The following is a 20963-nucleotide window of genomic DNA, read 5'->3' on the forward strand; positions in this document are numbered from 1 at the left end:
TCCAGATGGTGATATGGTAACCTACCAGGTATTTTTAGATACGGTTAACCCACCACTAAACTCCATTGCCAACAATCTAAACACAACCACCTTTCAGGTTCAAGAAATGCTACAGCCCGAAACCAACTATTATTGGATGGTAGAAGCATCAGACACCTATGGAAACACAACCAAAAGTATTATCGATTCATTTACCACAATAGAAGGAACACCTCCAAACCCTATTGTAGGCAAATGGTATTACGATAATATATATGGTGATCCATTTACTGATTGTGCAAAAACTGGATTCTTACTATTTACTAACGATTTAAACATACAAATAGTAGAAAAAAATGACTACACAGGTCCATGTCAAGAAGTTAGAAATGAAAATGGTACTTATGAGCTAATCGCAAATAACCAAATAGAAGTTACCTTAGATTCCGGAACTGAATTTTGGGAAATACAAGAAATTTCAGAAACAGAACTTGTATTGTATATGGATGGCGGCTTATTAACATTTCTAAAAGAGTAATTCTTTTTTGTTAAATAAACGGTTAGTTTTCCGGTATAATACAAGGATATACCTCATAAAACAGAGCAATAATAACATTGCTCTGTTATATTTTATATTTTTTACAGCTTCGATTTTAAAGCCTTTAAACTAGCTAGCAATAATTCTGAAGACAAACGCACCTTATAGTTGGGGTTTATATATTCAAACAAAATATCCCCAGAAGTATTTACAATCATAACCGTAGGTACAGGAAGAATATCAGAAGCATCCATATTTGTTTTCTCAACAATATAGCTTATGGCATCTTCAGGGGTTTTAAATCCAATGCCAATATCTCGAATCAGCTTGGCACCTGGATCCGCATATAATTTATATGCAACGTCATCATTGGTCATTGTTGTTGACCTTAATTTCTCAAAATGGTCAGGGCTTATCGCAACTATTTGATATCCTAATTTTTCAATCTCATCCTCTATCTCGGCCAATCCTGATAACTGACTATTACAATATGGACACCAACCACCGCGATAAAAAACTAATATAGTAGGTTTTACATTCATAACATCTTTCAGCTGGACGCTAAGCCCATCAACATCAAGAAGATTTGCGTTGGGAACTTGTTCTCCAATAAGTAAAGGACTTATATCTTCAGCCTTAAATGGAACTTGAGACTGAACATGGGCTACTTGCATTAAAGCAAGAAATGTAAATAAAGATAATATTTGTTTCGTCATTATTTAGAGTTTTTTACTTCGTCAGGCCCAAACCTAATTCCTTACAAAAACAAGCTCAATGAGACTTTTTCTTGGCTTTTTCACAATTTTATGTAAACTTTAATAATCAAGCCCGACTTAAATTAGTACATTCATCTTTAAAAATTAAAACCATGCAAAAAACCTATTACGATCCAGCAGACCTCAGAAAATTTGGAAAAATATCCGAATGGAATGAAGACCTTGGTTCAAAATTCTTCGATTATTACAACAGTGTTTTTAAGGAAGGTGCTCTTTCGGAAAGGGAGAAATCGCTAATTGCGTTAGCTGTTGCCCATACTATTCAATGTCCTTATTGTATTGACGCTTATACGGGGGATGGATTGCAACGTGGGATTACGAAAGAAGAAATGATGGAAGCCTTGCATGTAGCTGCAGCTATTCGTGGTGGAGCTTCCTTAGTTCACGGGGTCCAGATGATGAATAAAGTGAATAAACTGGAAATGTAATTAAATACTAACTAACATCTTACAAATAATTGGTTCAACCAAAATTAGAGCTACTTTTAAGTTAAAACGATATTAAAATTCAGAATGATTAAATCCCTGCATAAACGCCAAAATGAATTAGCTAACAGCAACAAACAATTAGAATATTTGTCCAATGGCATCTTCAAAACTGGGGAGCTTGATACCTTTAATGATAAAATTGCCAAAACAAATCAGTATCCATTACGACCAAATAAGCTAGAAATTCTTCAAATCAACTTGGGCTACATGTGTAATCAGGTTTGCGAGCATTGTCATGTAGATGCAGGTCCCGACCGAAAAGAAATAATGACTAAGGAAACCATGTTACAGTGTTTGGTAGTTCTAAAAAACACACAAGCACATACCTTGGATTTAACGGGTGGCGCTCCAGAAATGAATCCGAATTTTAGGTGGTTTGTGGAAGAAGCTACAAAACTAGGAGTTAAAGATGTCATTGTTCGATCTAATTTAACCATAATTCGAGCGAATAAAAAATATCACGATTTACCTGATTTCTTTAAAAAACATAAAATACATGTGGTGTCATCCATGCCCCATTGGACCAAAGGTAAAACCGATAAACAACGTGGCTCTGGTGTTTTCGACAAATCCATTAATGCACTAAAAGAACTCAATTCAGTGGGCTACGGCATGCCTGGCAGCAACTTAAAATTAGACTTGGTTTACAATCCATCTGGAGCATTTTTACCAGGAAATCAAGCGGCTATGGAAAAAGATTTTAAAAAGGCACTTTTGGAAGATTTCGGGATACATTTTCATAATTTATTCAGTATTACGAACCTACCAGTTAGCAGATTTTTAGATTATTTAATTGCATCAGAAAACTATGAAGACTATATGTACGCACTTGTTGATGCATATAATCCTGAAGCTGTAAAAAACGTTATGTGTACAAATACTATTTCAGTAAGTTGGGATGGTTATTTATATGATTGCGACTTTAACCAAATGCTAGAATTACCAATAAACAGTAAGATAAAGCACATAAAAGATTACAACGAAGTGACGCTACAAAACAGAAATATCATTACATCACAACATTGCTACGGATGCACAGCTGGAGCCGGAAGCAGTTGCCAAGGTAACATTATTTAATAATGAAAAACTGCATACTAATACTAATCGTTCTATGGCCTGTCCTTGGTGCTTCTCAAAACACTTTAAAGGATTTATTGGATACGCACAACTCCAAAGTTGTCCCTTATATTTCCGTTGAAGAACTTGCTATGCCAAAAACTCAAGCAATGATTTTAGATGCCCGAGAGCTTGAGGAATACCAAGTAAGTCATTTAAAAAATGCCGTTTTTGTAGGCTACAACACCTTCAATTTAAAGCAAACCATATCGCAGATTAATAACAAACAACAAACCATTGTCGTTTATTGTTCTCTAGGAATTCGTTCGGAAGCCATAGCCCATAAACTAAAAAAAGCTGGCTACGCCAATATCTATAATTTATATGGAGGGATTTTCGAATGGAAAAACAAAGGGTTCGATGTTTATGATAGTACCGAAACCAAAACCAATAAAATACATGCCTTCTCAAAAGAATGGAGCCATTGGTTAACTTCAGGACAGAAGGTATTTAACTAATTATATTTTTTATCAATGGGAATATTAAGCACAAAAGACTCTAATTACAACAATGAATTGAACTTCGATTTTCATTTTCCAACATCAAAAAAAGCCATCATCATTTTTGCTAGAAATCCAGAATTAGGAAAATGCAAAACCCGATTGGCTAAAACTATTGGAGAGAAAGCAGCCCTAAACGTCTACAAATATTTATTACAACATACAGCTAATATTACCGAAAAAGTAGCAGCGGACAAATTTATTTTCTATTCAGAACACATCCATAAAAACGATATATGGGATGAGGATATCTTTATAAAAAGACTACAACAAGGAACAGATTTAGGTTCAAAAATGCAGAATGCTTTCACCGAACTTTTTAATTCCGGCTATGAAAAAGTCTTGATTGTGGGAAGCGATATTTTAGATTTGAAATCAGAGCATATTACCAATTCTTTTCATAAATTAGAAACACACGATATAGTTATTGGCCCAGCACTTGATGGAGGATATTATTTACTTGGAATGAAACAACTCCACCCTCAAATTTTTGAAAATAAATTCTGGGGAACAGAAACTGTATTGAAAGATACTTTAAACGAATTACAACATGAAAATGTTTGTCTGTTAGAAAAATTAAATGACATCGATACTTTTGATGATCTCAATAAAAACGTAATACTTAAAGAATTAATTACCCATGATTAAATTTATTAAAGAAACAACCGATTACTTAGAACAAAAGGGTTTTATCAATCCTGAAATAGGCATCATATTAGGCACAGGATTACAAAAACTAATTGATGACATAGAGGTTTTAGCAGAAGTTAGCTACAATCACATCCCAAGTTTTCCAACAGCAACAGTGGAGTTTCATAAAGGAAAACTCATTTACGGAAACTTAATGGGTAAAAAAGTAGTTGTAATGCAAGGTCGTTTTCATATTTACGAAGGCTATTCCTTGTTAGATGTTACCTACCCAGTACGTGTTATGGAAAAACTAGGCATCAAAACATTACTAGTTTCAAATGCATCTGGAGCCATCAACAAAAACTTCAAAAAGGGGGAATTAATGTTAATAGACGACCATATTAATTTACAAGGAAGTTCACCTCTGGCCTTTAAAGGCGTAGAACTCTTAGGCGAACGTTTTACCGATATGAGTCAACCTTATAACAAAGACTTAAACTCCAAATTTAAAACTATTGCCAAATCGCATAACATAACCTTGCACGAAGGGGTCTATGCCAGTGTAGTAGGCCCGCAGCTAGAAACTAGAGCCGAATACAGAATGCTAAGTATTATTGGTGCAGATGCCGTTGGAATGAGCACTGTTCCCGAAATTATTGTAGCAAATCATTTGGGTTTAAAAGCTGCAGCAGTTTCCGTATTAACAGATGAATGTGATCCAGAAAATTTAATGCCAGTAAATATTAACGAAATTATTGAAATGGCAGGTAAAGCAGAACCAAACATGATCACGTTATTCAAGGAATTAATTAAATCCTTATAACCTACCTTTGGGTTGTGTATCAAAAGTTACAAAACCTAAAAGCAAATTGAAGTACTTTTACGGGTTAATCTAAAAAAAACCTTTTCAGAAAGTAGTTATGGAAAAATACATAGACATTATAAAAAGCTCCTATTCCGACTATTGGAATTATATGAAACAATCTGTTTTAATGGAATTAAATTGGGAAAATTACTTCTACGGTTTAATTATTATATCACTTGTTGTTTGGGGTTTAGAAGCTATTTTTCCTTGGAGAAAAAACCAGTCATTATTTCGTAAAGACTTTTGGCTGGATACCTTTTACATGTTTTTCAATTTCTTTTTATTGAACTTAATTGTATTAATTGCTCTATCAAATTCTGTCGCAGAACTTTTCAATGATATTCTTGGCTTAGTTGACTTATCTGTTTCAAGCTTTCAGTTGCTCGACATTAACGAACTCCCTTTCTGGCTTCGTATTCTCATCTTTTTTGTTGTAATTGACTTTGTACAATGGTGGACACACAGACTATTACATAAATCTGAATTTCTATGGAATTTTCATAAAGTGCATCACTCCGTAAAAGAAATGGGGTTTGCGGCACACCTGCGTTATCACTGGATGGAACCGGTAGTTTACAACTCCTTAAAGTACATTCCTTTGGCCATTATTGGTGGTTTTTCTGCTCAAGATGTCGCTTTAGTTCATTTCTTTAATATTACCATTGGACATTTAAATCACGCCAATATTGGTTGGGACTATGGCCTATTAAAATATGTTTTCAACAACCCAAAAATGCATATTTGGCACCACTCTAAAGAATTACCAGAAGATAGGAGGTACGGTGTTAACTTTGGAATTACACTAAGTTTGTGGGATTATATTTTTAAAACCGATTATATTCCATACGATGGTAGAGATATTGAGTTGGGTTTTTCAGGCGAAGAATCCTTCCCCGAAGATTTTATCGGACAAGAACTCTATCCAATTAATTTTAAAAATAAAAATGAAAACTAAACAACCCATATATTTTATGTTATGGCTGCTTCTATTTCCAATTTTACAAGTAGAAGCTCAAACTGTAAATTATGGCGCCTGGAATAGTTTTCTTAAAAAACACGTAAATAGTTATGGGGAAGTAAACTATCAAGCCATCAAAACGGATCAAAAATCATTGGTGGTTAGCTTAGAAACCTTCATGAAAAATGAACCAAATGAGACTTGGTCTAAAAATGAAACGCTTGCTTATTGGATAAATGCTTACAATGCCTTTACCATAAAACTGATAAGCGACAACTACCCTATTAAAAGCATAAAAGATATTAAAAACCCTTGGGATCTAGAGTTTATCCAAATAGGCAATAAAAACCTGTCTTTAAACGAAATAGAACACGATATTCTTAGAAAACTGAGCGAACCTCGAATCCATTTCGCAATTGTTTGCGCTTCAAAATCTTGTCCAAAATTATTAAACGAAGCCTACATCCCATCAAAATTAGACCTACAACTAACAGTTGCCACAGAAGAATTTCTTTCTGATAAATCAAGAAACAGCATCTCTCAGGAACATCTTAAACTATCCAAGATTTTTAAATGGTTCACAGGAGATTTTACGCAAAATGGCAGTTTAATTGACTTCTTGAATTTATATACAGATGTAAAAATTTCTCAAAAAGCAAAAAAGACTTACAATGATTATAGTTGGGAATTGAATGAATAAACCCATACTTTAGATAAGCCTAGTTTCAAAACCTCTTAGGTATTTTCAAATATGAAACACAAATTATCCATCATCATCCCCATGCTTAACGAAACAGAAAACATTGAAAATTTGCTTCGTCACTTAACTTCCCATTCCACTCTTGAAAACATTTCAGAAATTATTGTAGTAGATGGTGGTAGCACAGATGGTTCTCCGGAATTAGTAAAAAGTTTCATATCTTTAAGTATAGCTAAATTTAACATCCAACTTTTAACTTCTCCCAAAGGCCGAGCCAAACAAATGAATTTAGGAGCAAGAGCCGCAACAGGAAACATTCTATACTTTCTTCATGCCGATTCTTTTCCTCCAAAAAACTTCGACCAACTCATTATAAATGAAATGCAAAAAAACAATGTAGCCGGTTGTTTTAAAATGAAGTTTAATAGTAAACATTGGTGGTTACAATTAGCGGGGTGGTTAACTCAATTTTCGTGGCGTGCCAGCCGAGGCGGCGACCAAAGCCAATTTATAAGTAAAACCCTTTTTAATGAAATTGGCGGATATAACGAAGAATTCATAATTTATGAAGACAACGACCTTATAAATAAACTCTACGCTAGAAAACAATTTGTAGTTATCCAATCGTGGTTAACAACCTCAGCTAGACGCTATCAAACTCACGGAATATGGAAGCTTCAATATCACTTCTGGACTATTTACATCAAAAAATGGTTTGGAGCTTCAGCAGAGGAACTTCACAGGTATTACAAAAAACACATTGCTTAAAATTTACTAAAAAAACTGTATCTTTCTGATTCAAAATTAATTGGTTTATTAATTTGGTTTCTTACTTTTGAAGCAATTAGACACTAACAGGTTCCAAAACACACAACCAAAAAATGAATATTAAAAAAGTATTAGTTGCAAACAGAGGAGAAATTGCCATCAGGATTTTTAGAGCCTGTACAGAAATAAATGTAAAAACCGTTGGTGTCTACACCTTCGAGGATAGATATTCCTTACACAGATATAAAGCCGATGAATCGTACCAAATTGGCGAAGACAACGATCCGTTAAAGCCTTATTTAGATATAGACGGACTTATAAAAGTAGCTCTAGAAAGTGGGGCAAATGCTATTCATCCAGGCTACGGATTTCTATCTGAAAACCCAAACTTTGCAAAAAAATGCGAAGAAAATGGAATTATATTTATCGGTCCAAAAGTATCCGTTTTAAAAGCTTTAGGTGATAAAATTACCGCCAAAGAAGTGGCTGTTGCCAACAACATACCAATTATCCGTAGTAATGAAAACCCCTTAACAGACCTAGAAACCGCAATAAGTGAGGCTGAAGTTATTGGCTACCCAGTTATGTTAAAGGCCGCATCTGGAGGTGGTGGACGTGGAATGCGAGTTATTAGAAAAGAAGAAGAACTAAAAGCCGCTTTTAACGAAAGTAAACGTGAAGCATTAAACGCCTTTGGAGACGATACCGTTTTCCTCGAAAAATTTGTAGAAAATCCAAAACATATAGAAATTCAAATTGTTGCCGATAATTTTGGGAATACCGTACATTTATTTGAACGAGATTGTTCGGTTCAACGTCGTTACCAAAAAGTAATTGAATTCGCTCCTTCTTTCGATTTAAAACAAGAAATCAAAGATGCACTTTACCAATACGCCATTAAAATTTGTAAGGCAGTAAATTACAACAACATTGGAACTGTAGAGTTTTTAGTGGACGAGGATGGCTCTATTTATTTTATAGAAGTAAACCCAAGAATCCAGGTAGAACACACCGTAACGGAAGTGGTTACCAATATCGATTTGGTAAAAACACAGTTATTTATTGCCGGTGGGTACAAATTAGCCGATCAACAAATAAAAATTCCTAATCAAGAAGCGATAAATGTCACAGGTTACGCCCTGCAATGTAGAATTACCACCGAAGATCCACAAAATGATTTCAAACCAGATTACGGTGAAATTACAACCTATAGAAGTGCTGCCGGATTTGGAATTCGTTTAGATGCAGGATCTATTTATCAAGGATCGATTGTTTCTCCTTTCTTCGATTCTATGTTAGTGAAAATTACAGCTAATAGCAGAACCCTTGATGGAGCTTGTAGAAAAATGAGACGTGCCTTAACAGAATTCAGAATTAGAGGGGTAAAAACAAATATGCCTTTTCTAGACAATATTTTAAAGCATGAAACCTTTAGAAAAGGAGATGTAACAGTTAACTTTATCAAGAACAATCCAGATTTATTTGTCTTTAAAGCTCCAAGAAACAGAGCTACAAAACTGGTTACTTATTTAGCTGATGTAATTGTTAATGGCAACCCTGATGTTAAAAAAATAGATCCAACAAAAACTTTTGTAAAGCCAATAGTTCCAAAATTTGAAGCTAATGGTGATTACCCAGAGGGTACAAAAGATTTACTTACCAAACTTGGCCCGGAAAAATTTTCAGAATGGTTGAAAGCTGAAAAGAAAATCCATTTTACAGACACTACTATGCGTGATGCGCATCAAAGTTTGTTGGCAACCAGAATGCGTACCTTCGATATGATGAAAGTAGCCGAAGGCTTTGCCAAAAACAATCCAGGTGTTTTTAGTATGGAAGTTTGGGGAGGTGCCACTTTTGACGTTTGCCTTCGTTTTTTACAGGAAAATCCATGGGAACGCCTACAACTATTACGTAAAGCCATGCCCAACCTTTTACTCCAAATGTTACTTCGAGGATCAAATGGTGTTGGATACACTGCATATCCTGATAATTTAATTGAAAAGTTTGTAGAGCAATCTTGGGAAAACGGCGTAGATATTTTTAGAATTTTCGACTCGCTAAACTGGATGAAATCTATTGCTCCATGTATCGAACATGTAAGAAACAGAACCGATGGCTTGGCTGAAGGATCAATTTGTTATACCGGAGATATTTTAAATCCTAAAAACACCAAATACAATTTAAAATATTATACAACCCTGGCTAAAGACATCGAAAATGCCGGAGCTCATATTCTGGCCATTAAAGATATGGCCGGATTATTAAAACCTTATGCTGCTTTCGAACTAGTTTCAGCGTTAAAACAAGAGGTAAACATCCCTATTCATTTACATACACACGATACCTCATCCATTCAATCGGCTACCTATCTAAAAGCTATTGAAGCAGGTGTAGATGTAGTAGATGTTGCTTTAGGAGGGATATCAGGATTAACATCCCAGCCTAATTTTAATTCGGTTGTAGAAATGATGAAATTCCATGAACGGGAAAACCCACTTAACATCGACTCTTTAAATGAATATTCAAACTATTGGGAAACTGTTAGAGACCATTATTACCCATTTGAATCTGGTCTAAAAGCAGGTTCTGGTGAAGTCTTTAAACATGAAATTCCTGGAGGGCAATATTCTAACTTAAAACCGCAGGCTCGAGCATTAGGACTAGAAGAGAGATTCCATGAAATTACTGCCATGTACACCGATGTCAACACCTTATTTGGAGATATTATAAAAGTAACTCCAAGTTCGAAAGTAGTTGGCGATATGGCCCAATATTTAGTGAGTAATAATTTAACCGTTCAGGATGTATTGGAACGAGGAGATACCATTTCCTTTCCACAATCGGTAGTTAGTTTCTTTAAGGGAGATTTAGGTCAACCTGTTGGAGGCTTCCCAAAAGATCTTCAAAAACTGATTCTAAAAGATGAAGTTCCTTATACAGAAAGACCAAATGCCCATATGGAGCCATTAGATATCGATGCCGAATACAAGGAATTTAGAGCTCAGTTCGAGCAGGATTTAAGCAGACCAATTAATATTACGGATTACCTATCGTATAAACTATATCCTAAAGTATTTTTAGATTCATACAGCAAGCATCTTAAATATGACAATTTGATGAATTTACCTACCAAGAATTTTTTCTACGGAATGGAAATAGGTGAAGAGATTATTGTAGATTTAGATAAAGGAAAAACCCTTCTTGTTACTCTCGATTCTGTTGGAGATGCAAATGGAGATGGTAAAGTAACGGTGTACTTTAAAGTGAATGGTCAAGGTAGATCGGTGCAAATAAAAGACCAATCGATTAAAATTGATAAGGTAGAACATACGAAAGCCGACAAGTCAAATCCAAAAGAAATTGGAGCACCTTTACAAGGAATGCTTTCTAATATTTTAGTAAAGGAAGGAGAACAGGTAGCTAAAAATCAGCCTTTATTCATAATTGAAGCTATGAAAATGGAAACTACCATTACAGCTAATGAAGCAGCCACTGTTAAAAAGATAGTCCTTAAGCCAGGCATCATGGTTAATTCAGAAGATTTAGTAGTTATATTAGATTAGACAAGTAAAAAAACTAACTGGAATCTTTTACCAAAGCATGTAGCGTTTTGATAAAAGATTCCTCTTTTTATTTAGAAGTATTACATGGGAATAACAAACACTACCAACAGTTAATTCCTTTTTCCTAAAACATCAACCACACCCTATTTTAAGTTAATAGCATAGCATTATTCTTGTTTTTATAAACTAACTATTTCCATACGTCATCAAATGTCATGGAATTAATAACTTCAACAATAAACCCATGAATTTTCTTGTTAATATCTCTTCATTAAGCTTAAAAAGATAAGAATTCAACCGATAAACTTAAAATTAAAACCTATAAGTGTTAATTTAGTTCTAAATTGAAGTGCTTATGTTAAGGTTTTATAGAACTTCCGACAAATCATTCATCCTAAACACGAACATGGAACATATTGTTATTATTGGCAACGGAATTTCAGGAGTTACGGCAGCAAGGCATATTCGAAAACTTTCCGATAAAAAAATAACCCTTATTTCTGCTGAAACAGAATATTTCTTTTCTCGCACGGCCTTGATGTATGTGTATATGGGACATATGAAATTCGAACACACCAAACCTTATGAAGATTGGTTTTGGAAAAAAAACAAAATCGATCTTAAACAAGGTTTTGTAAAATCGATAAACACAACATCTAAAACCCTTTATTTTACTGAAGGCAACTCCCTAACTTACGATAAACTTATTATTGCTACTGGTAGTAAACCAAACAAATTTGGATGGAAAGGTCAAGACCTAAAAGCTGTTCAGGGCTTATATAGCAAACAAGATCTTGACAGTTTGGAAATGTATGCTCCTAACAACAAAGTCTGCCAACGTGCCGTAATAGTTGGAGGCGGACTTATAGGAATTGAATTAGCCGAAATGTTAAGTTCTAGGAATATTCTAGTAACTTTTCTAGTTCGAGAAACTAGTTTTTGGAATACTGTATTACCTCAAGGCGAAAGTGAAATGATTAACAGGCATATAAAAAATCATCGTATTGATTTGAGATTAGCTTCAAACCTTAGAGAAATTATTTCAGATGAAAATGGAAAAGTAAAATCCGTGGTTATTGAAGAAACAGGTGAAGAGATTCCATGCAATTTCGTTGGACTTACTGCAGGAGTTTCACCCAATATTGAATTCATTAAAAACTCAAATATAGAAACAAATCGAGGTGTTTTGGTAAATCGACACCTTGAAACAAACATCCCAAATGTTTATGCTATTGGAGACTGTGCCGAACAGCGTGAAGCTATTGGAAACAGAAGTGCTATTGAAGCTGTTTGGTACACAGGACGAATGATGGGAGAAACTCTAGCACAAACCATTTGTGGAAAAAGACGAGAATACAAACCAGGACATTGGTTTAATTCTGCTAAATTTTTAGACATCGAATACCAAACTTATGGCTGGGTAAATTCCAATCCTAAAGAAAATCATGCACATTTTCATTGGAAACATCATGATGACACCAAATGTATTACAATAGAATATCATAAACTCACAAACGAATTTAAAGGCATCAACACCTTCGGTATTAGACTGCGACACGAAGTATTTGATAGATGGCTAACAGAAAAACGTTCGGTTGAGTATGTTTTAACTCATTTAAAAGAAGCCAATTTCGATCCGGAGTTTTTTAAACATTTCGAAAAAGATATTCAGGCCACTTATAAGAACCAACTACAAACCACACAGTCATGAGCCTAAAATTAAATCAGAGTTTTTCATTAGCAAAACCAGACGCTCCAGATATTTCGACAAAACAAAAAGTAGCAGTTGGAATGGGCATCATTGGTCTGTTTATTTTGGTCCTAGCCATTTTTAATACCAACTTTCCCAATAAAGAACTATTCCTAACCTTAGCTTTAGGTTTAATTTCTGTTGGAACAATCATCTATTCGAATGATGCGTATAACAAAGAATTAGAAGGAATAAAAAATGATGGGGTTTGGTTTAAATCTTTAACCTCAAGAGGAATTATAGGCTGGATTACCGGGGTATTTTTAACGTCTTTTTACATCGTATTATACTTTTACCCACAATTCCTTGGTCTATCACAAGATGGGTCAGCAAACACAGGCTTAATAGCTTTGTTCGATCCGTTAAGTCAATTTTTAAGCGGCAGACCTGCAAGCCAATGGTTTGTTTATGGAACGCTTTACACTTTGGCAATTTTAGCTTTCGGTTATAAGTTTTTATTAAAATACCGTCATAACCGCTACGAACAAATAAGAACAGGATCAGTGATGTTCTTTCAATTAGCATTTGCATTTTTAATCCCTGAATTCATGTACCGAATGAATTCTAATTTACCATATTACGACCTCAAAAGTATTTGGCCTTTAAACTATTATTTGTTCGATGAATGGTCTGTTAAAAGTTTCCTTTCAAACGGAAATATTGGGATGGCATTATTGCTGTTTGGCATCATCTCTATTTTTATAATTACTCCAATTTTAACTTATAAATACGGAAAACGCTGGTATTGCTCTTGGGTTTGTGGCTGTGGTGGCTTAGCAGAAACAGCCGGTGATTCTTTTAGACATTTAAGCGACAAAAGCTTAAAAGCATGGAAATTGGAACGTTGGTTGGTACATAGCGTACTAGTGTTTTCTGTGGTAATGACCACGGCAACAATTTACACCTACCTAGGTTACGATCATAACGATTTCTGGTTAACCAAAAGTGTGTTTATAAGTTTAGTTATTGCATTTTTAAGCCTCGTTTTTTTATTAGTAATGCTTTTCAAAAGAAAATCTCTAGGTAAAGATGCTAAATATGGAGCTATAGGGTTTGCTATAACAATTGGATTGCTACTTGCACTACATTTTACGGGAACAACGGGCGAAGTCTTTTTTATCAATAGTAGCGACCTAAGATCTGCATACGGCTTTTACATTGGCTCCATTTTTTCAGGAGTGATAGGCACTGGGTTTTATCCAATTTTCGGAAACCGAGTTTGGTGTCGATTTGGCTGTCCTATGGCAGCTATATTAGGGTTTCAACAGCGTTTGTTTTCAAAATTTAGAATCACAACCAATGGTGGTCAATGTATTTCTTGCGGAAATTGCTCAACTTACTGCGAAATGGGAATTGATGTTAGAGCCTATGCCCAAAAAGGAGAAAATATTGTTCGTTCTAGTTGTGTAGGATGCGGAATTTGTTCGGCAGTGTGCCCTCGTGGTGTTCTTAAACTAGAAAATGACTCAATGAAAGGCCGTATTAATCCTACTGAAATTTTACTAGGAAATGATGTCGATTTAATGGACTTAGTAAATCAAAAATAACGTAAAACTATTCATACTTTTGCACAGCCATTTAAAACAATAAATGATCCAGATAAAAGTTATTATTCCTGCTTTTAACGAAGCAGATTCTATTGCCAAGGTTATTAATGATATCCCAAAAATTGTTGATGAAATTATTATAGTAAACAACAACTCAACCGACAATACGGTTGAAAACGCAAAGAAAGCTGGTGCCAGCGTATTAACCGAAACAAATAAAGGTTACGGCTATGCTTGTTTAAAAGGCATGGACTACATTTCTAAACAAGAAATTAAACCAGATATTATTGTATTTCTAGATGGCGATTACAGCGATTATCCAGAAGAACTAACAAAACTCATCCAACCTATAATTGAGGATGACATTGACTTTGTAATTGGAGCTCGTGTGAAACAACTTAGAGAAAGTGGTTCTATGACCAAACCTCAAATTTTCGGGAATTGGTTAGCTACCTTTTTAATGCGCCTATTTTTTAATTCAAACTTCACCGATTTAGGGCCTTTTAGAGCTATTAAATATGAAAAACTATTAGCTCTTAATATGGAAGACAAAACCTATGGTTGGACGGTAGAAATGCAATTAAAGGTATTAAAGCAAAAAATGACTTATATTGAAATTCCTGTGAACTATAGAAATAGAATTGGTATTTCAAAAGTATCAGGAACTGTAAAGGGAGCCGTTATGGCTGGGGTTAAAATATTAGGATGGATTTTTAAATACAGCTTTAAATGATGTTTTTAATAGGTCTTATTATGGTTATTTACACCATCGCTTTGCTGCTTATATTTATGTATGCCTTAGCGCAACTCAACTTGCTTTCAAATTATATTTCTGCTAAAAAAAACCAAGACAACTCTCCTAAATTTGACCTTTCAAATCCAGCTGAAATCCCTTTAGTTACCATACAACTTCCTGTATTTAATGAAATGTATGTCATGGAGCGCTTATTGGAAAACATTGCTAAAATAGATTATCCCAAAGACAAACTAGAAATTCAAGTATTGGATGATTCTACTGATGAAACAGTAGATTCTACACAAAAACATATTGAAATTTTAAAAAAAACAGGTCTTGACATCGTTCATATTTGCAGAACAAATAGAGCCGGTTTTAAAGCAGGAGCTCTCAAAGAAGGACTAGAAATTGCTAAAGGAGAATTTATAGCCATTTTTGATGCCGACTTCCTTCCGAATGAAAACTGGCTTAAAGAAACCATCCCATACTTCAAAAATAAAAACATTGGTGTTGTTCAAACTCGTTGGAGTCACTTGAACCGAGATTTTTCGGTATTAACAAAAATCCAAGCTTTTGCTTTGGATGCTCATTTCACTTTAGAGCAAGTTGGAAGAAATAGCAAAGGGCATTTTATAAATTTTAATGGTACTGCAGGCGTATGGCGAAAAGCCTGTATTCTGGATGCGGGAAATTGGGAGGGAGACACGCTTACCGAAGATCTGGACTTAAGTTATAGAGCCCAACTAAAAAAATGGGAGTTTAAATATCTAGAAGATGTGGAAACTCCTGCCGAACTCCCTATAGCTATAAGTGCGGCTCGTTCACAACAATTTAGATGGAACAAAGGCGGCGCAGAGAACTTTAGAAAAATGGCTTGGAGAGTGATTTCTAACAAACAGCTTTCCCCTAAAAGAAAAGTTCATGGGCTCTTACATTTATTAAACTCAACCATGTTTTTAAACGTGTTAATTGTAGCAGTATTAAGCATTCCTATGCTGTATATTAAAAACGAATACACACATTTAAAACCATATTTCTACCTAATGAGTTTCTTTGTAATAAGTTCTGTAATCTTTTTTGTATGCTATTGGTTTATGTACAAGAAAATTTATGGTAGTAGCCTTAAAGATTTTGTACAGTACATCCTGATGTTTTTTACCTTCTTCTCTATAGCCATGGGTTTTTCATTACATAATTCAATAGCTGTAATTGAAGGACATATAGGAAAACGTAGTGAATTCATCAGAACCCCAAAGTTTAACATCCATGCTTTAACGGATAATTGGAAGAAAAACAAATACCTAAATAAGAACATTCCTATTTACGTGTTTTTTGAAGGCATTCTAACTCTTTATTTCGGGTTTGGACTATACTCCGCATTTGTGGTTGGCGATCAAGGCGGAGACTTCGGACTCTTCCCTTTTCATTTGATGTTATTCCTGGGTTTTGGATTCGTATTTTTTAAATCTGTAACTTCAAGGGTTTAAATCTTCTTAATTAATCTATAACCTCAGCTATATCTTCATAAACCTCAGGACTGTCTATAATAGCTGCTTTTGATGCTATAGCACGGAACAATTTTAAATGAGCAGGATCTCCACTTGGAACATAGTCTTTATCGTTATATTTTGGATTGGCGGACAGTTTAACAATAACTGTTTTGGTTGTTGGGTTAATATAGATATACTGTCCATAAACTCCCATAGCCATGTACTCGCCTGCATCGCTCTGTGGAATCCACCACTGATAGCCATAACCGAATTTACCTTCACTAGGCTGCACATGTGGCGCATCTGGAATTGTAGAAGCCTCAACCCATTTTTTAGGCACAATTTGTTTGCCATTAAAGGCGCCCTCATTTAAAAATAAAGCACCTACTTTAGCGTAGTCTCTTAAAGTTAAATTCAAACCTCCAAGTACCATTTCCATGTTTTCCCCGTCAAGCAACCAATAACCATCGTATTCCATCCCTAACGGATTGTATAGTTTTTCCTGCATATAATCTGTGATGGTTTTACCAGTGGCCTTTTTAAGAACCATTCCTAAAACATGGGTATTAATACTTACATAATGATTTACGGTGCCTGGATTAAATTCTCGTTCTAAACTAGATGCAAAAGCATCTTGGGAATTCCCCATAGCAAAACCTCTTCCCCAACGATTAATATCGCTGAAAAAATCGCCATAATCTTCATTAAATTTTACCCCTGTAGACATTTGAAGCACATCTTTAATTCTAACACCTTCATAAGCCGAACCTTTTAATTCTGGCGCATAAACCTCTACAGCTTCTTCAATGCTTTTTATATCGCCTTCTTCAACAGCAATGCCCATTAAAGCTGAAATAACAGATTTCGCCATCGACCAAGAAATATTTCTAGTAGATTCTGTATTGCCTAGGTAATAGTTTTCATAAACCAAGCTGTCATTCTGAATAACTAAAAAGCCAGTGGTCCAAGAATCTTCTAAAAACTTATCCGTATTATACTCTTTTCCTTCTAATTGAAAACTTTTAGGTAATTCCAATGCCTCTCCTTTAGAAAAAGGATGTTTGTTTACAGGAGCTTTCATAACTGCAACTGGCCAAACTGAGTTGAAAGACCTAAAGTTTGTTACTATTTGGTCCTCATCAAAAAGATGCATGGTTAGGTTTAGCATTTTGTATTTTGGATAAAACCAGATACTAAAAATTACAAGTATGGCTAAAATTACTAATCCTATTTTTTTCCAAGTTTTCATAAGAAGATGGTTGTTTTAAAATCAGTTTGTAAGATAATATCAAAAAAGCATTTTTCCTGTTAATTCCACATTATATTTAAAAATAGAGTAAATTCATCATGAACTTAAAAAGCAATTAATTTCTATCTTTGATTGATGTTTCTAAACACCACATTTCTAAAACTTCATAAAATCCCAATTGGTTTCGCTTTAATTAGCATATTGTTTTATGCGGGTTTTGCTTACGATTTACAAAGAACAGATACGATCAAGTTAATTAGCTTGTATGCAGCATTGTTCTTCCTATTCTTCAAACTAATTCAAATAAACAAAAGCAACCTCAGGTTTCTTACACTTCTGGCTTTTGCTTTTCGAACTGTTTTTATTTTTGCCATTCCAAACCTATCACAAGATTTCTATCGTTTCATTTGGGATGGACGTTTAATTCTAGAAGGAATAAATCCGTATCTTTTCACACCTGATACATTTATTTCAAAAGGCGAATTTCCAATAAACCAAGCGAAAGAACTTTATGAAAATATGGGTAGCCTAAGTGCTAGTCACTTCTCCAATTATCCACCCTTAAATCAGTTGTGTTTTGTTTTAGCTAACGTATTTGCTGGAAAATCTATCTTAGGCTCAGCTATTGGGCTTCGACTGATTATTATTGCTGCAGATTTTGGCACCCTTTATTTTGGTAAGAAACTACTTGAAAAATTACAGCTTCCTACTTACTACATTTTTTGGTATATATTAAATCCATTCATAATTATTGAGCTAACAGGAAATCTTCATTTTGAAGGTGTCATGATATTCTTCCTCGTTTGGAGCCTGTATTTATTACACGTAAATAAATGGAAATTAACAGCGGTTATTTTTGCTTGCTCTATTTCCATTAAACTAATTCCACTTATTTTTTTACCATTACTGTTTACTAAATTGGCTTGGAAAAAAAGCTTGATATTTTACGCAATCGTCGGGTTAATTACAACCTTACTTTTCCTTCCTTTTTACTCACAAGAATTTGTTCACAACTACACTGAAACAGTAGGCTTATGGTTTAAAAATTTCGAGTTTAATGCCAGTTTATATTATATCGCTAGAGAAATTGGCTTTGTAATATCTGGCTATAACCAAATAGCTGTTATTGGAACATATTCTGCTATTATGGTTTTTATATTTGTGATTGGGCTTAGCTTCTTTAGAAAAATCCACACTTTACCACAACTTATTACGGCCATGCTTTTTGCCATATCTTTTTACTTTTTTACGGCAACAACGGTACATCCTTGGTACATAGCTACCCTATTAATTTTAAGTATATTCACGAATTACAAATTCCCGTTGGCTTGGAGCTTCATGGTTATTTTTAGCTATTTGGCATACAGCAATAGTAATAACTCCGAAAACTTATGGGTAATAGCCTTGGAATATCTAGTTGTTTATAGTGTATTTTTGTATGAAATATTAAAAAAGAAACCTGTTGAAAATAAATGTCCCTAAAATATTAAGACGCTTTTTAAGAGTCGTTGCAACACTTTTTACGCTCTACGTGCTTTCCTTAGTTTTTGTTTATTTTAAACAAGAACGTTTCTTTTTTAATCCGAAATTATTAGCGAAAGACTATCAATTTGAATTCCAAGAGAACTTTGAAGAACTCCACATTCCCGTAGCTGAAAACATAAACCTAAATGCACTTTTGTTTAAAGCTGAAGAACCGAAAGGAGTTATTCTATATTTACATGGAAATGCTGGAGCTATTCATGATTGGGGAAAACGTGCTCCATTGTATTTAGATAATAATTACGATATTTTATTTGTGGACTATAGAGGCTATGGAAAGAGCGATGGCGCTTATAACAATTCAGAAGAGTTGTTTAACGACATGCAAAAGGTTTACGATTTCACAAAAACACGCTATAACGAAGATAAAATTGTAGTCTTAGGCTTCTCTTTGGGTTCTGGGTTAGCAAGTTTTTTAGCAGCCAAAAACCATCCGCGAATGCTAATTTTAGACGCGCCTTATTATTCCTGGAAAACATTAATTACGAAAGAAATAGCACCTCCAATTCCTGAATTCATTGTAAAATATCATATTCCAACTTACGAATTCATAAAAGAGGTTACTTGTCCGATAAAAATTTTTTATGGCACTAAAGATTTTCTAATTCGTCCAGAAACAAATGCAAAAAAGCTACAAGCTTTACAGCCAAATAATATTAAATTATTTGCAATTGAAGACGCCGGACACAACAGTTTACATATAACAAGACAGTATTACCAAAATCTAAAAAGAATACTCTAAACCCCGTTCATTTGCTTTTTGTTACGTTGCCTATATGACAACAAAACACCAGATAACAACCCAAGCAAAAAGCAACCTAGAATGACTAGAACTCTTGACATTGAAATTTCAAACATCAGGAATTTAATAGTAACCATTTCAGTATTCTGAACTGTAAAAATTACAACTAACAGTATTAGGAAAATGGCGAATATAGATTTTGAATTCATCACTTATACGTTTATTTTATAAGTTAATGAATTTACTATTTATAACAATAACTATATCTGCAACATTAATTAAAATCAAGATGAAATACCTAGTTGCGTTAAATACCTTTTAATTTTTATAAAATAAAAAAACATCTACCAAGGTAGATGTTTTTTCATGTTTTAATACCGACAAAGCTTACTAGTTGAGAAGAAGCAACTTGATAATTTACAAATTAAAGTGGTTTTAAACTTTCTACTCTATAAATAACAAAATCATCATCTTCATCTCCACTAACCTCAACAAAAGTTATTTTAAAACATTGATTGATATAACTTTCATCGTTTTTTAAATCGAATTGTTTTAGAACCCTTGGATGAACTTCATCAAACACTAGCTCTTCACCGTTTTCAAATAAAAAGGTATAATACCCGTCTTCATAAGATAAAAATTCAGCTTCTCTCATGATGTTAAATTTTTAGTCTTCGTCCTCGTCTTCATCAACTTCGTCAACAACGTCGTCAACATCATCAACGTCTTCATCGTCGTCAAATTCTAAATCTTTAACTGCCTCATCTGCAATAATATCATCTTCGACTTCTGCTTCCTCTTCCGAGTAATCTTCCATGGCTTGAACCAATCTAACACCAACTTTAACTAAGTAAATGGTGTCTTCCGTTCTAACCTCTACAGCCTCAACAATTTCATTTTTAATATTTCTAAAGGAAATGATATCTTCATCATCATAACCATCAGGGAATTTTTCAACTAGAAGATCTAAAATATCTTCGTTTAGTTTTTGATAATCTACTATTACTCGTTTCATTTTAAATA

At 34.2% G+C, this 20963-nt stretch carries 21 protein-coding genes; 16 read left to right on the forward strand and 5 right to left on the reverse strand.

What is annotated here, in order from left to right; translation table 11 throughout:
• Positions 1-517 (forward strand): lipocalin-like domain-containing protein (locus tag VKY41_RS10440; protein ID WP_500814397.1); only part of this gene is annotated, 517 nt, incomplete at its 5' end.
• Between the two features lie 101 nt (positions 518-618).
• Here VKY41_RS10440 and VKY41_RS10445 read toward each other — a convergent pair.
• Positions 619-1233, reverse strand: coding sequence for a peroxiredoxin-like family protein (locus tag VKY41_RS10445; RefSeq protein WP_500814398.1), 615 nt, complete (start codon positions 1231-1233; stop codon positions 619-621).
• A 152-nt stretch (positions 1234-1385) separates the two neighbouring features.
• Here VKY41_RS10445 and VKY41_RS10450 point away from each other — a divergent pair, with 152 nt between their 5' ends.
• The 13 genes from VKY41_RS10450 (at position 1386) to VKY41_RS10510 (ending at position 16404) form a co-directional block, all read left to right on the forward strand.
• Positions 1386-1721 (forward strand): arsenosugar biosynthesis-associated peroxidase-like protein, encoded by a 336-nt coding sequence (locus VKY41_RS10450; protein WP_500814399.1) that lies wholly within the window; start codon positions 1386-1388, stop codon positions 1719-1721.
• Between the two features lie 84 nt (positions 1722-1805).
• The gene (gene arsS / locus VKY41_RS10455) at positions 1806-2858 is read left to right on the forward strand and encodes an arsenosugar biosynthesis radical SAM (seleno)protein ArsS (RefSeq protein ID WP_500814400.1); all 1053 of its coding nucleotides are present in this window, start codon (positions 1806-1808) and stop codon (positions 2856-2858) included.
• 2 nt (positions 2859-2860) lie between these two features.
• Complete coding sequence (locus tag VKY41_RS10460; protein ID WP_500814401.1) at positions 2861-3355, forward strand: rhodanese-like domain-containing protein; 495 nt, start codon at positions 2861-2863, stop codon at positions 3353-3355.
• 15 nt (positions 3356-3370) lie between these two features.
• The gene (locus VKY41_RS10465) at positions 3371-4045 is read left to right on the forward strand and encodes a TIGR04282 family arsenosugar biosynthesis glycosyltransferase (protein WP_500814402.1); all 675 of its coding nucleotides are present in this window, start codon (positions 3371-3373) and stop codon (positions 4043-4045) included.
• The gene (locus VKY41_RS10470; RefSeq protein WP_500814403.1) at positions 4038-4850 is read left to right on the forward strand and encodes a purine-nucleoside phosphorylase; all 813 of its coding nucleotides are present in this window, start codon (positions 4038-4040) and stop codon (positions 4848-4850) included. The genes VKY41_RS10465 and VKY41_RS10470 overlap by 8 nt, the downstream gene beginning before the upstream one ends.
• Before the next feature lie 97 nt (positions 4851-4947).
• A complete protein-coding gene (locus VKY41_RS10475; RefSeq protein ID WP_500814404.1) occupies positions 4948-5847 on the forward strand; it encodes a sterol desaturase family protein in 900 nt (299 codons plus the stop codon).
• A complete protein-coding gene (locus VKY41_RS10480) occupies positions 5837-6550 on the forward strand; it encodes a DUF547 domain-containing protein (protein ID WP_500814405.1) in 714 nt (237 codons plus the stop codon). Before VKY41_RS10475 ends, VKY41_RS10480 begins: the two co-directional genes overlap by 11 nt.
• Positions 6551-6601: 51 nt before the next feature.
• Positions 6602-7318, forward strand: a complete 717-nt coding sequence (locus VKY41_RS10485) for a TIGR04283 family arsenosugar biosynthesis glycosyltransferase (protein ID WP_500814406.1) — start codon at positions 6602-6604, stop codon at positions 7316-7318.
• A 113-nt stretch (positions 7319-7431) separates the two neighbouring features.
• A complete protein-coding gene (locus tag VKY41_RS10490) occupies positions 7432-10884 on the forward strand; it encodes a pyruvate carboxylase (protein ID WP_500814407.1) in 3453 nt (1150 codons plus the stop codon).
• Between the two features lie 406 nt (positions 10885-11290).
• Complete coding sequence (locus VKY41_RS10495) at positions 11291-12595, forward strand: NAD(P)/FAD-dependent oxidoreductase (protein WP_500814408.1); 1305 nt, start codon at positions 11291-11293, stop codon at positions 12593-12595.
• Positions 12592-14181 (forward strand): 4Fe-4S binding protein, encoded by a 1590-nt coding sequence (locus VKY41_RS10500; RefSeq protein ID WP_500814409.1) that lies wholly within the window; start codon positions 12592-12594, stop codon positions 14179-14181. Before VKY41_RS10495 ends, VKY41_RS10500 begins: the two co-directional genes overlap by 4 nt.
• Positions 14182-14224: 43 nt before the next feature.
• On the forward strand, positions 14225-14914 hold the full coding sequence (locus VKY41_RS10505) for a glycosyltransferase family 2 protein (protein WP_500814410.1): 690 nt from the start codon (positions 14225-14227) through the stop codon (positions 14912-14914).
• Complete coding sequence (locus tag VKY41_RS10510) at positions 14914-16404, forward strand: cellulose synthase family protein (protein WP_500814474.1); 1491 nt, start codon at positions 14914-14916, stop codon at positions 16402-16404. Before VKY41_RS10505 ends, VKY41_RS10510 begins: the two co-directional genes overlap by 1 nt.
• A gap of 10 nt (positions 16405-16414) precedes the next feature.
• Here VKY41_RS10510 and VKY41_RS10515 read toward each other — a convergent pair whose 3' ends face one another.
• Positions 16415-17656 carry a serine hydrolase domain-containing protein gene (locus tag VKY41_RS10515; protein ID WP_500814411.1) on the reverse strand — a complete coding sequence of 414 codons (1242 nt, stop codon included), beginning with the start codon at positions 17654-17656 and terminating at the stop codon, positions 16415-16417.
• Positions 17657-17791: 135 nt separating this feature from the next.
• Between VKY41_RS10515 and VKY41_RS10520 the strand changes: the two genes are divergently transcribed.
• Both VKY41_RS10520 and VKY41_RS10525 read left to right on the forward strand, forming a co-directional pair.
• Complete coding sequence (locus VKY41_RS10520) at positions 17792-19138, forward strand: MptA/MptB family glycosyltransferase (protein WP_500814412.1); 1347 nt, start codon at positions 17792-17794, stop codon at positions 19136-19138.
• Positions 19119-19940, forward strand: a complete 822-nt coding sequence (locus VKY41_RS10525) for an alpha/beta hydrolase (protein WP_500814413.1) — start codon at positions 19119-19121, stop codon at positions 19938-19940. Before VKY41_RS10520 ends, VKY41_RS10525 begins: the two co-directional genes overlap by 20 nt.
• Here VKY41_RS10525 and VKY41_RS10530 read toward each other — a convergent pair.
• From VKY41_RS10530 to VKY41_RS10540, 3 genes are all read right to left on the reverse strand, one after another.
• Positions 19937-20149, reverse strand: a complete 213-nt coding sequence (locus VKY41_RS10530; RefSeq protein ID WP_500814414.1) for a lipopolysaccharide assembly protein LapA domain-containing protein — start codon at positions 20147-20149, stop codon at positions 19937-19939. The genes VKY41_RS10525 and VKY41_RS10530 overlap by 4 nt on opposite strands.
• Before the next feature lie 215 nt (positions 20150-20364).
• Complete coding sequence (locus VKY41_RS10535) at positions 20365-20595, reverse strand: hypothetical protein (RefSeq protein ID WP_500814415.1); 231 nt, start codon at positions 20593-20595, stop codon at positions 20365-20367.
• A 12-nt stretch (positions 20596-20607) separates the two neighbouring features.
• Positions 20608-20955 carry a hypothetical protein gene (locus VKY41_RS10540; protein ID WP_500814416.1) on the reverse strand — a complete coding sequence of 116 codons (348 nt, stop codon included), beginning with the start codon at positions 20953-20955 and terminating at the stop codon, positions 20608-20610.
• Positions 20956-20963 lie beyond the last annotated feature (8 nt).

The organism is Xanthomarina sp. (assembly GCF_035306605.1).
Taxonomy (GTDB): Bacteria; Bacteroidota; Bacteroidia; order Flavobacteriales; family Flavobacteriaceae; genus Xanthomarina.

What these genes read in the sequence shown, in the direction of transcription:
- VKY41_RS10515 (WP_500814411.1), bottom strand. Translation starts at nt 17,656, where the DNA reads ATGAAAACTTGGAAAAAAATAGGATTAGTAATTTTAGCCATACTTGTA.
- VKY41_RS10520 (WP_500814412.1), top strand. Translation starts at nt 17,792, where the DNA reads ATGTTTCTAAACACCACATTTCTAAAACTTCATAAAATCCCAATTGGT.
- VKY41_RS10490 (WP_500814407.1), top strand. Translation starts at nt 7,432, where the DNA reads ATGAATATTAAAAAAGTATTAGTTGCAAACAGAGGAGAAATTGCCATC.
- VKY41_RS10510 (WP_500814474.1), top strand. Translation starts at nt 14,914, where the DNA reads ATGTTTTTAATAGGTCTTATTATGGTTATTTACACCATCGCTTTGCTG.
- VKY41_RS10530 (WP_500814414.1), bottom strand. Translation starts at nt 20,149, where the DNA reads ATGAATTCAAAATCTATATTCGCCATTTTCCTAATACTGTTAGTTGTA.
- VKY41_RS10535 (WP_500814415.1), bottom strand. Translation starts at nt 20,595, where the DNA reads ATGAGAGAAGCTGAATTTTTATCTTATGAAGACGGGTATTATACCTTT.
- VKY41_RS10445 (WP_500814398.1), bottom strand. Translation starts at nt 1,233, where the DNA reads ATGACGAAACAAATATTATCTTTATTTACATTTCTTGCTTTAATGCAA.
- VKY41_RS10500 (WP_500814409.1), top strand. Translation starts at nt 12,592, where the DNA reads ATGAGCCTAAAATTAAATCAGAGTTTTTCATTAGCAAAACCAGACGCT.
- VKY41_RS10450 (WP_500814399.1), top strand. Translation starts at nt 1,386, where the DNA reads ATGCAAAAAACCTATTACGATCCAGCAGACCTCAGAAAATTTGGAAAA.
- arsS (WP_500814400.1), top strand. Translation starts at nt 1,806, where the DNA reads ATGATTAAATCCCTGCATAAACGCCAAAATGAATTAGCTAACAGCAAC.
- VKY41_RS10505 (WP_500814410.1), top strand. Translation starts at nt 14,225, where the DNA reads ATGATCCAGATAAAAGTTATTATTCCTGCTTTTAACGAAGCAGATTCT.
- VKY41_RS10460 (WP_500814401.1), top strand. Translation starts at nt 2,861, where the DNA reads ATGAAAAACTGCATACTAATACTAATCGTTCTATGGCCTGTCCTTGGT.
- VKY41_RS10465 (WP_500814402.1), top strand. Translation starts at nt 3,371, where the DNA reads ATGGGAATATTAAGCACAAAAGACTCTAATTACAACAATGAATTGAAC.
- VKY41_RS10480 (WP_500814405.1), top strand. Translation starts at nt 5,837, where the DNA reads ATGAAAACTAAACAACCCATATATTTTATGTTATGGCTGCTTCTATTT.
- VKY41_RS10540 (WP_500814416.1), bottom strand. Translation starts at nt 20,955, where the DNA reads ATGAAACGAGTAATAGTAGATTATCAAAAACTAAACGAAGATATTTTA.
- VKY41_RS10470 (WP_500814403.1), top strand. Translation starts at nt 4,038, where the DNA reads ATGATTAAATTTATTAAAGAAACAACCGATTACTTAGAACAAAAGGGT.
- VKY41_RS10495 (WP_500814408.1), top strand. Translation starts at nt 11,291, where the DNA reads ATGGAACATATTGTTATTATTGGCAACGGAATTTCAGGAGTTACGGCA.
- VKY41_RS10485 (WP_500814406.1), top strand. Translation starts at nt 6,602, where the DNA reads ATGAAACACAAATTATCCATCATCATCCCCATGCTTAACGAAACAGAA.
- VKY41_RS10475 (WP_500814404.1), top strand. Translation starts at nt 4,948, where the DNA reads ATGGAAAAATACATAGACATTATAAAAAGCTCCTATTCCGACTATTGG.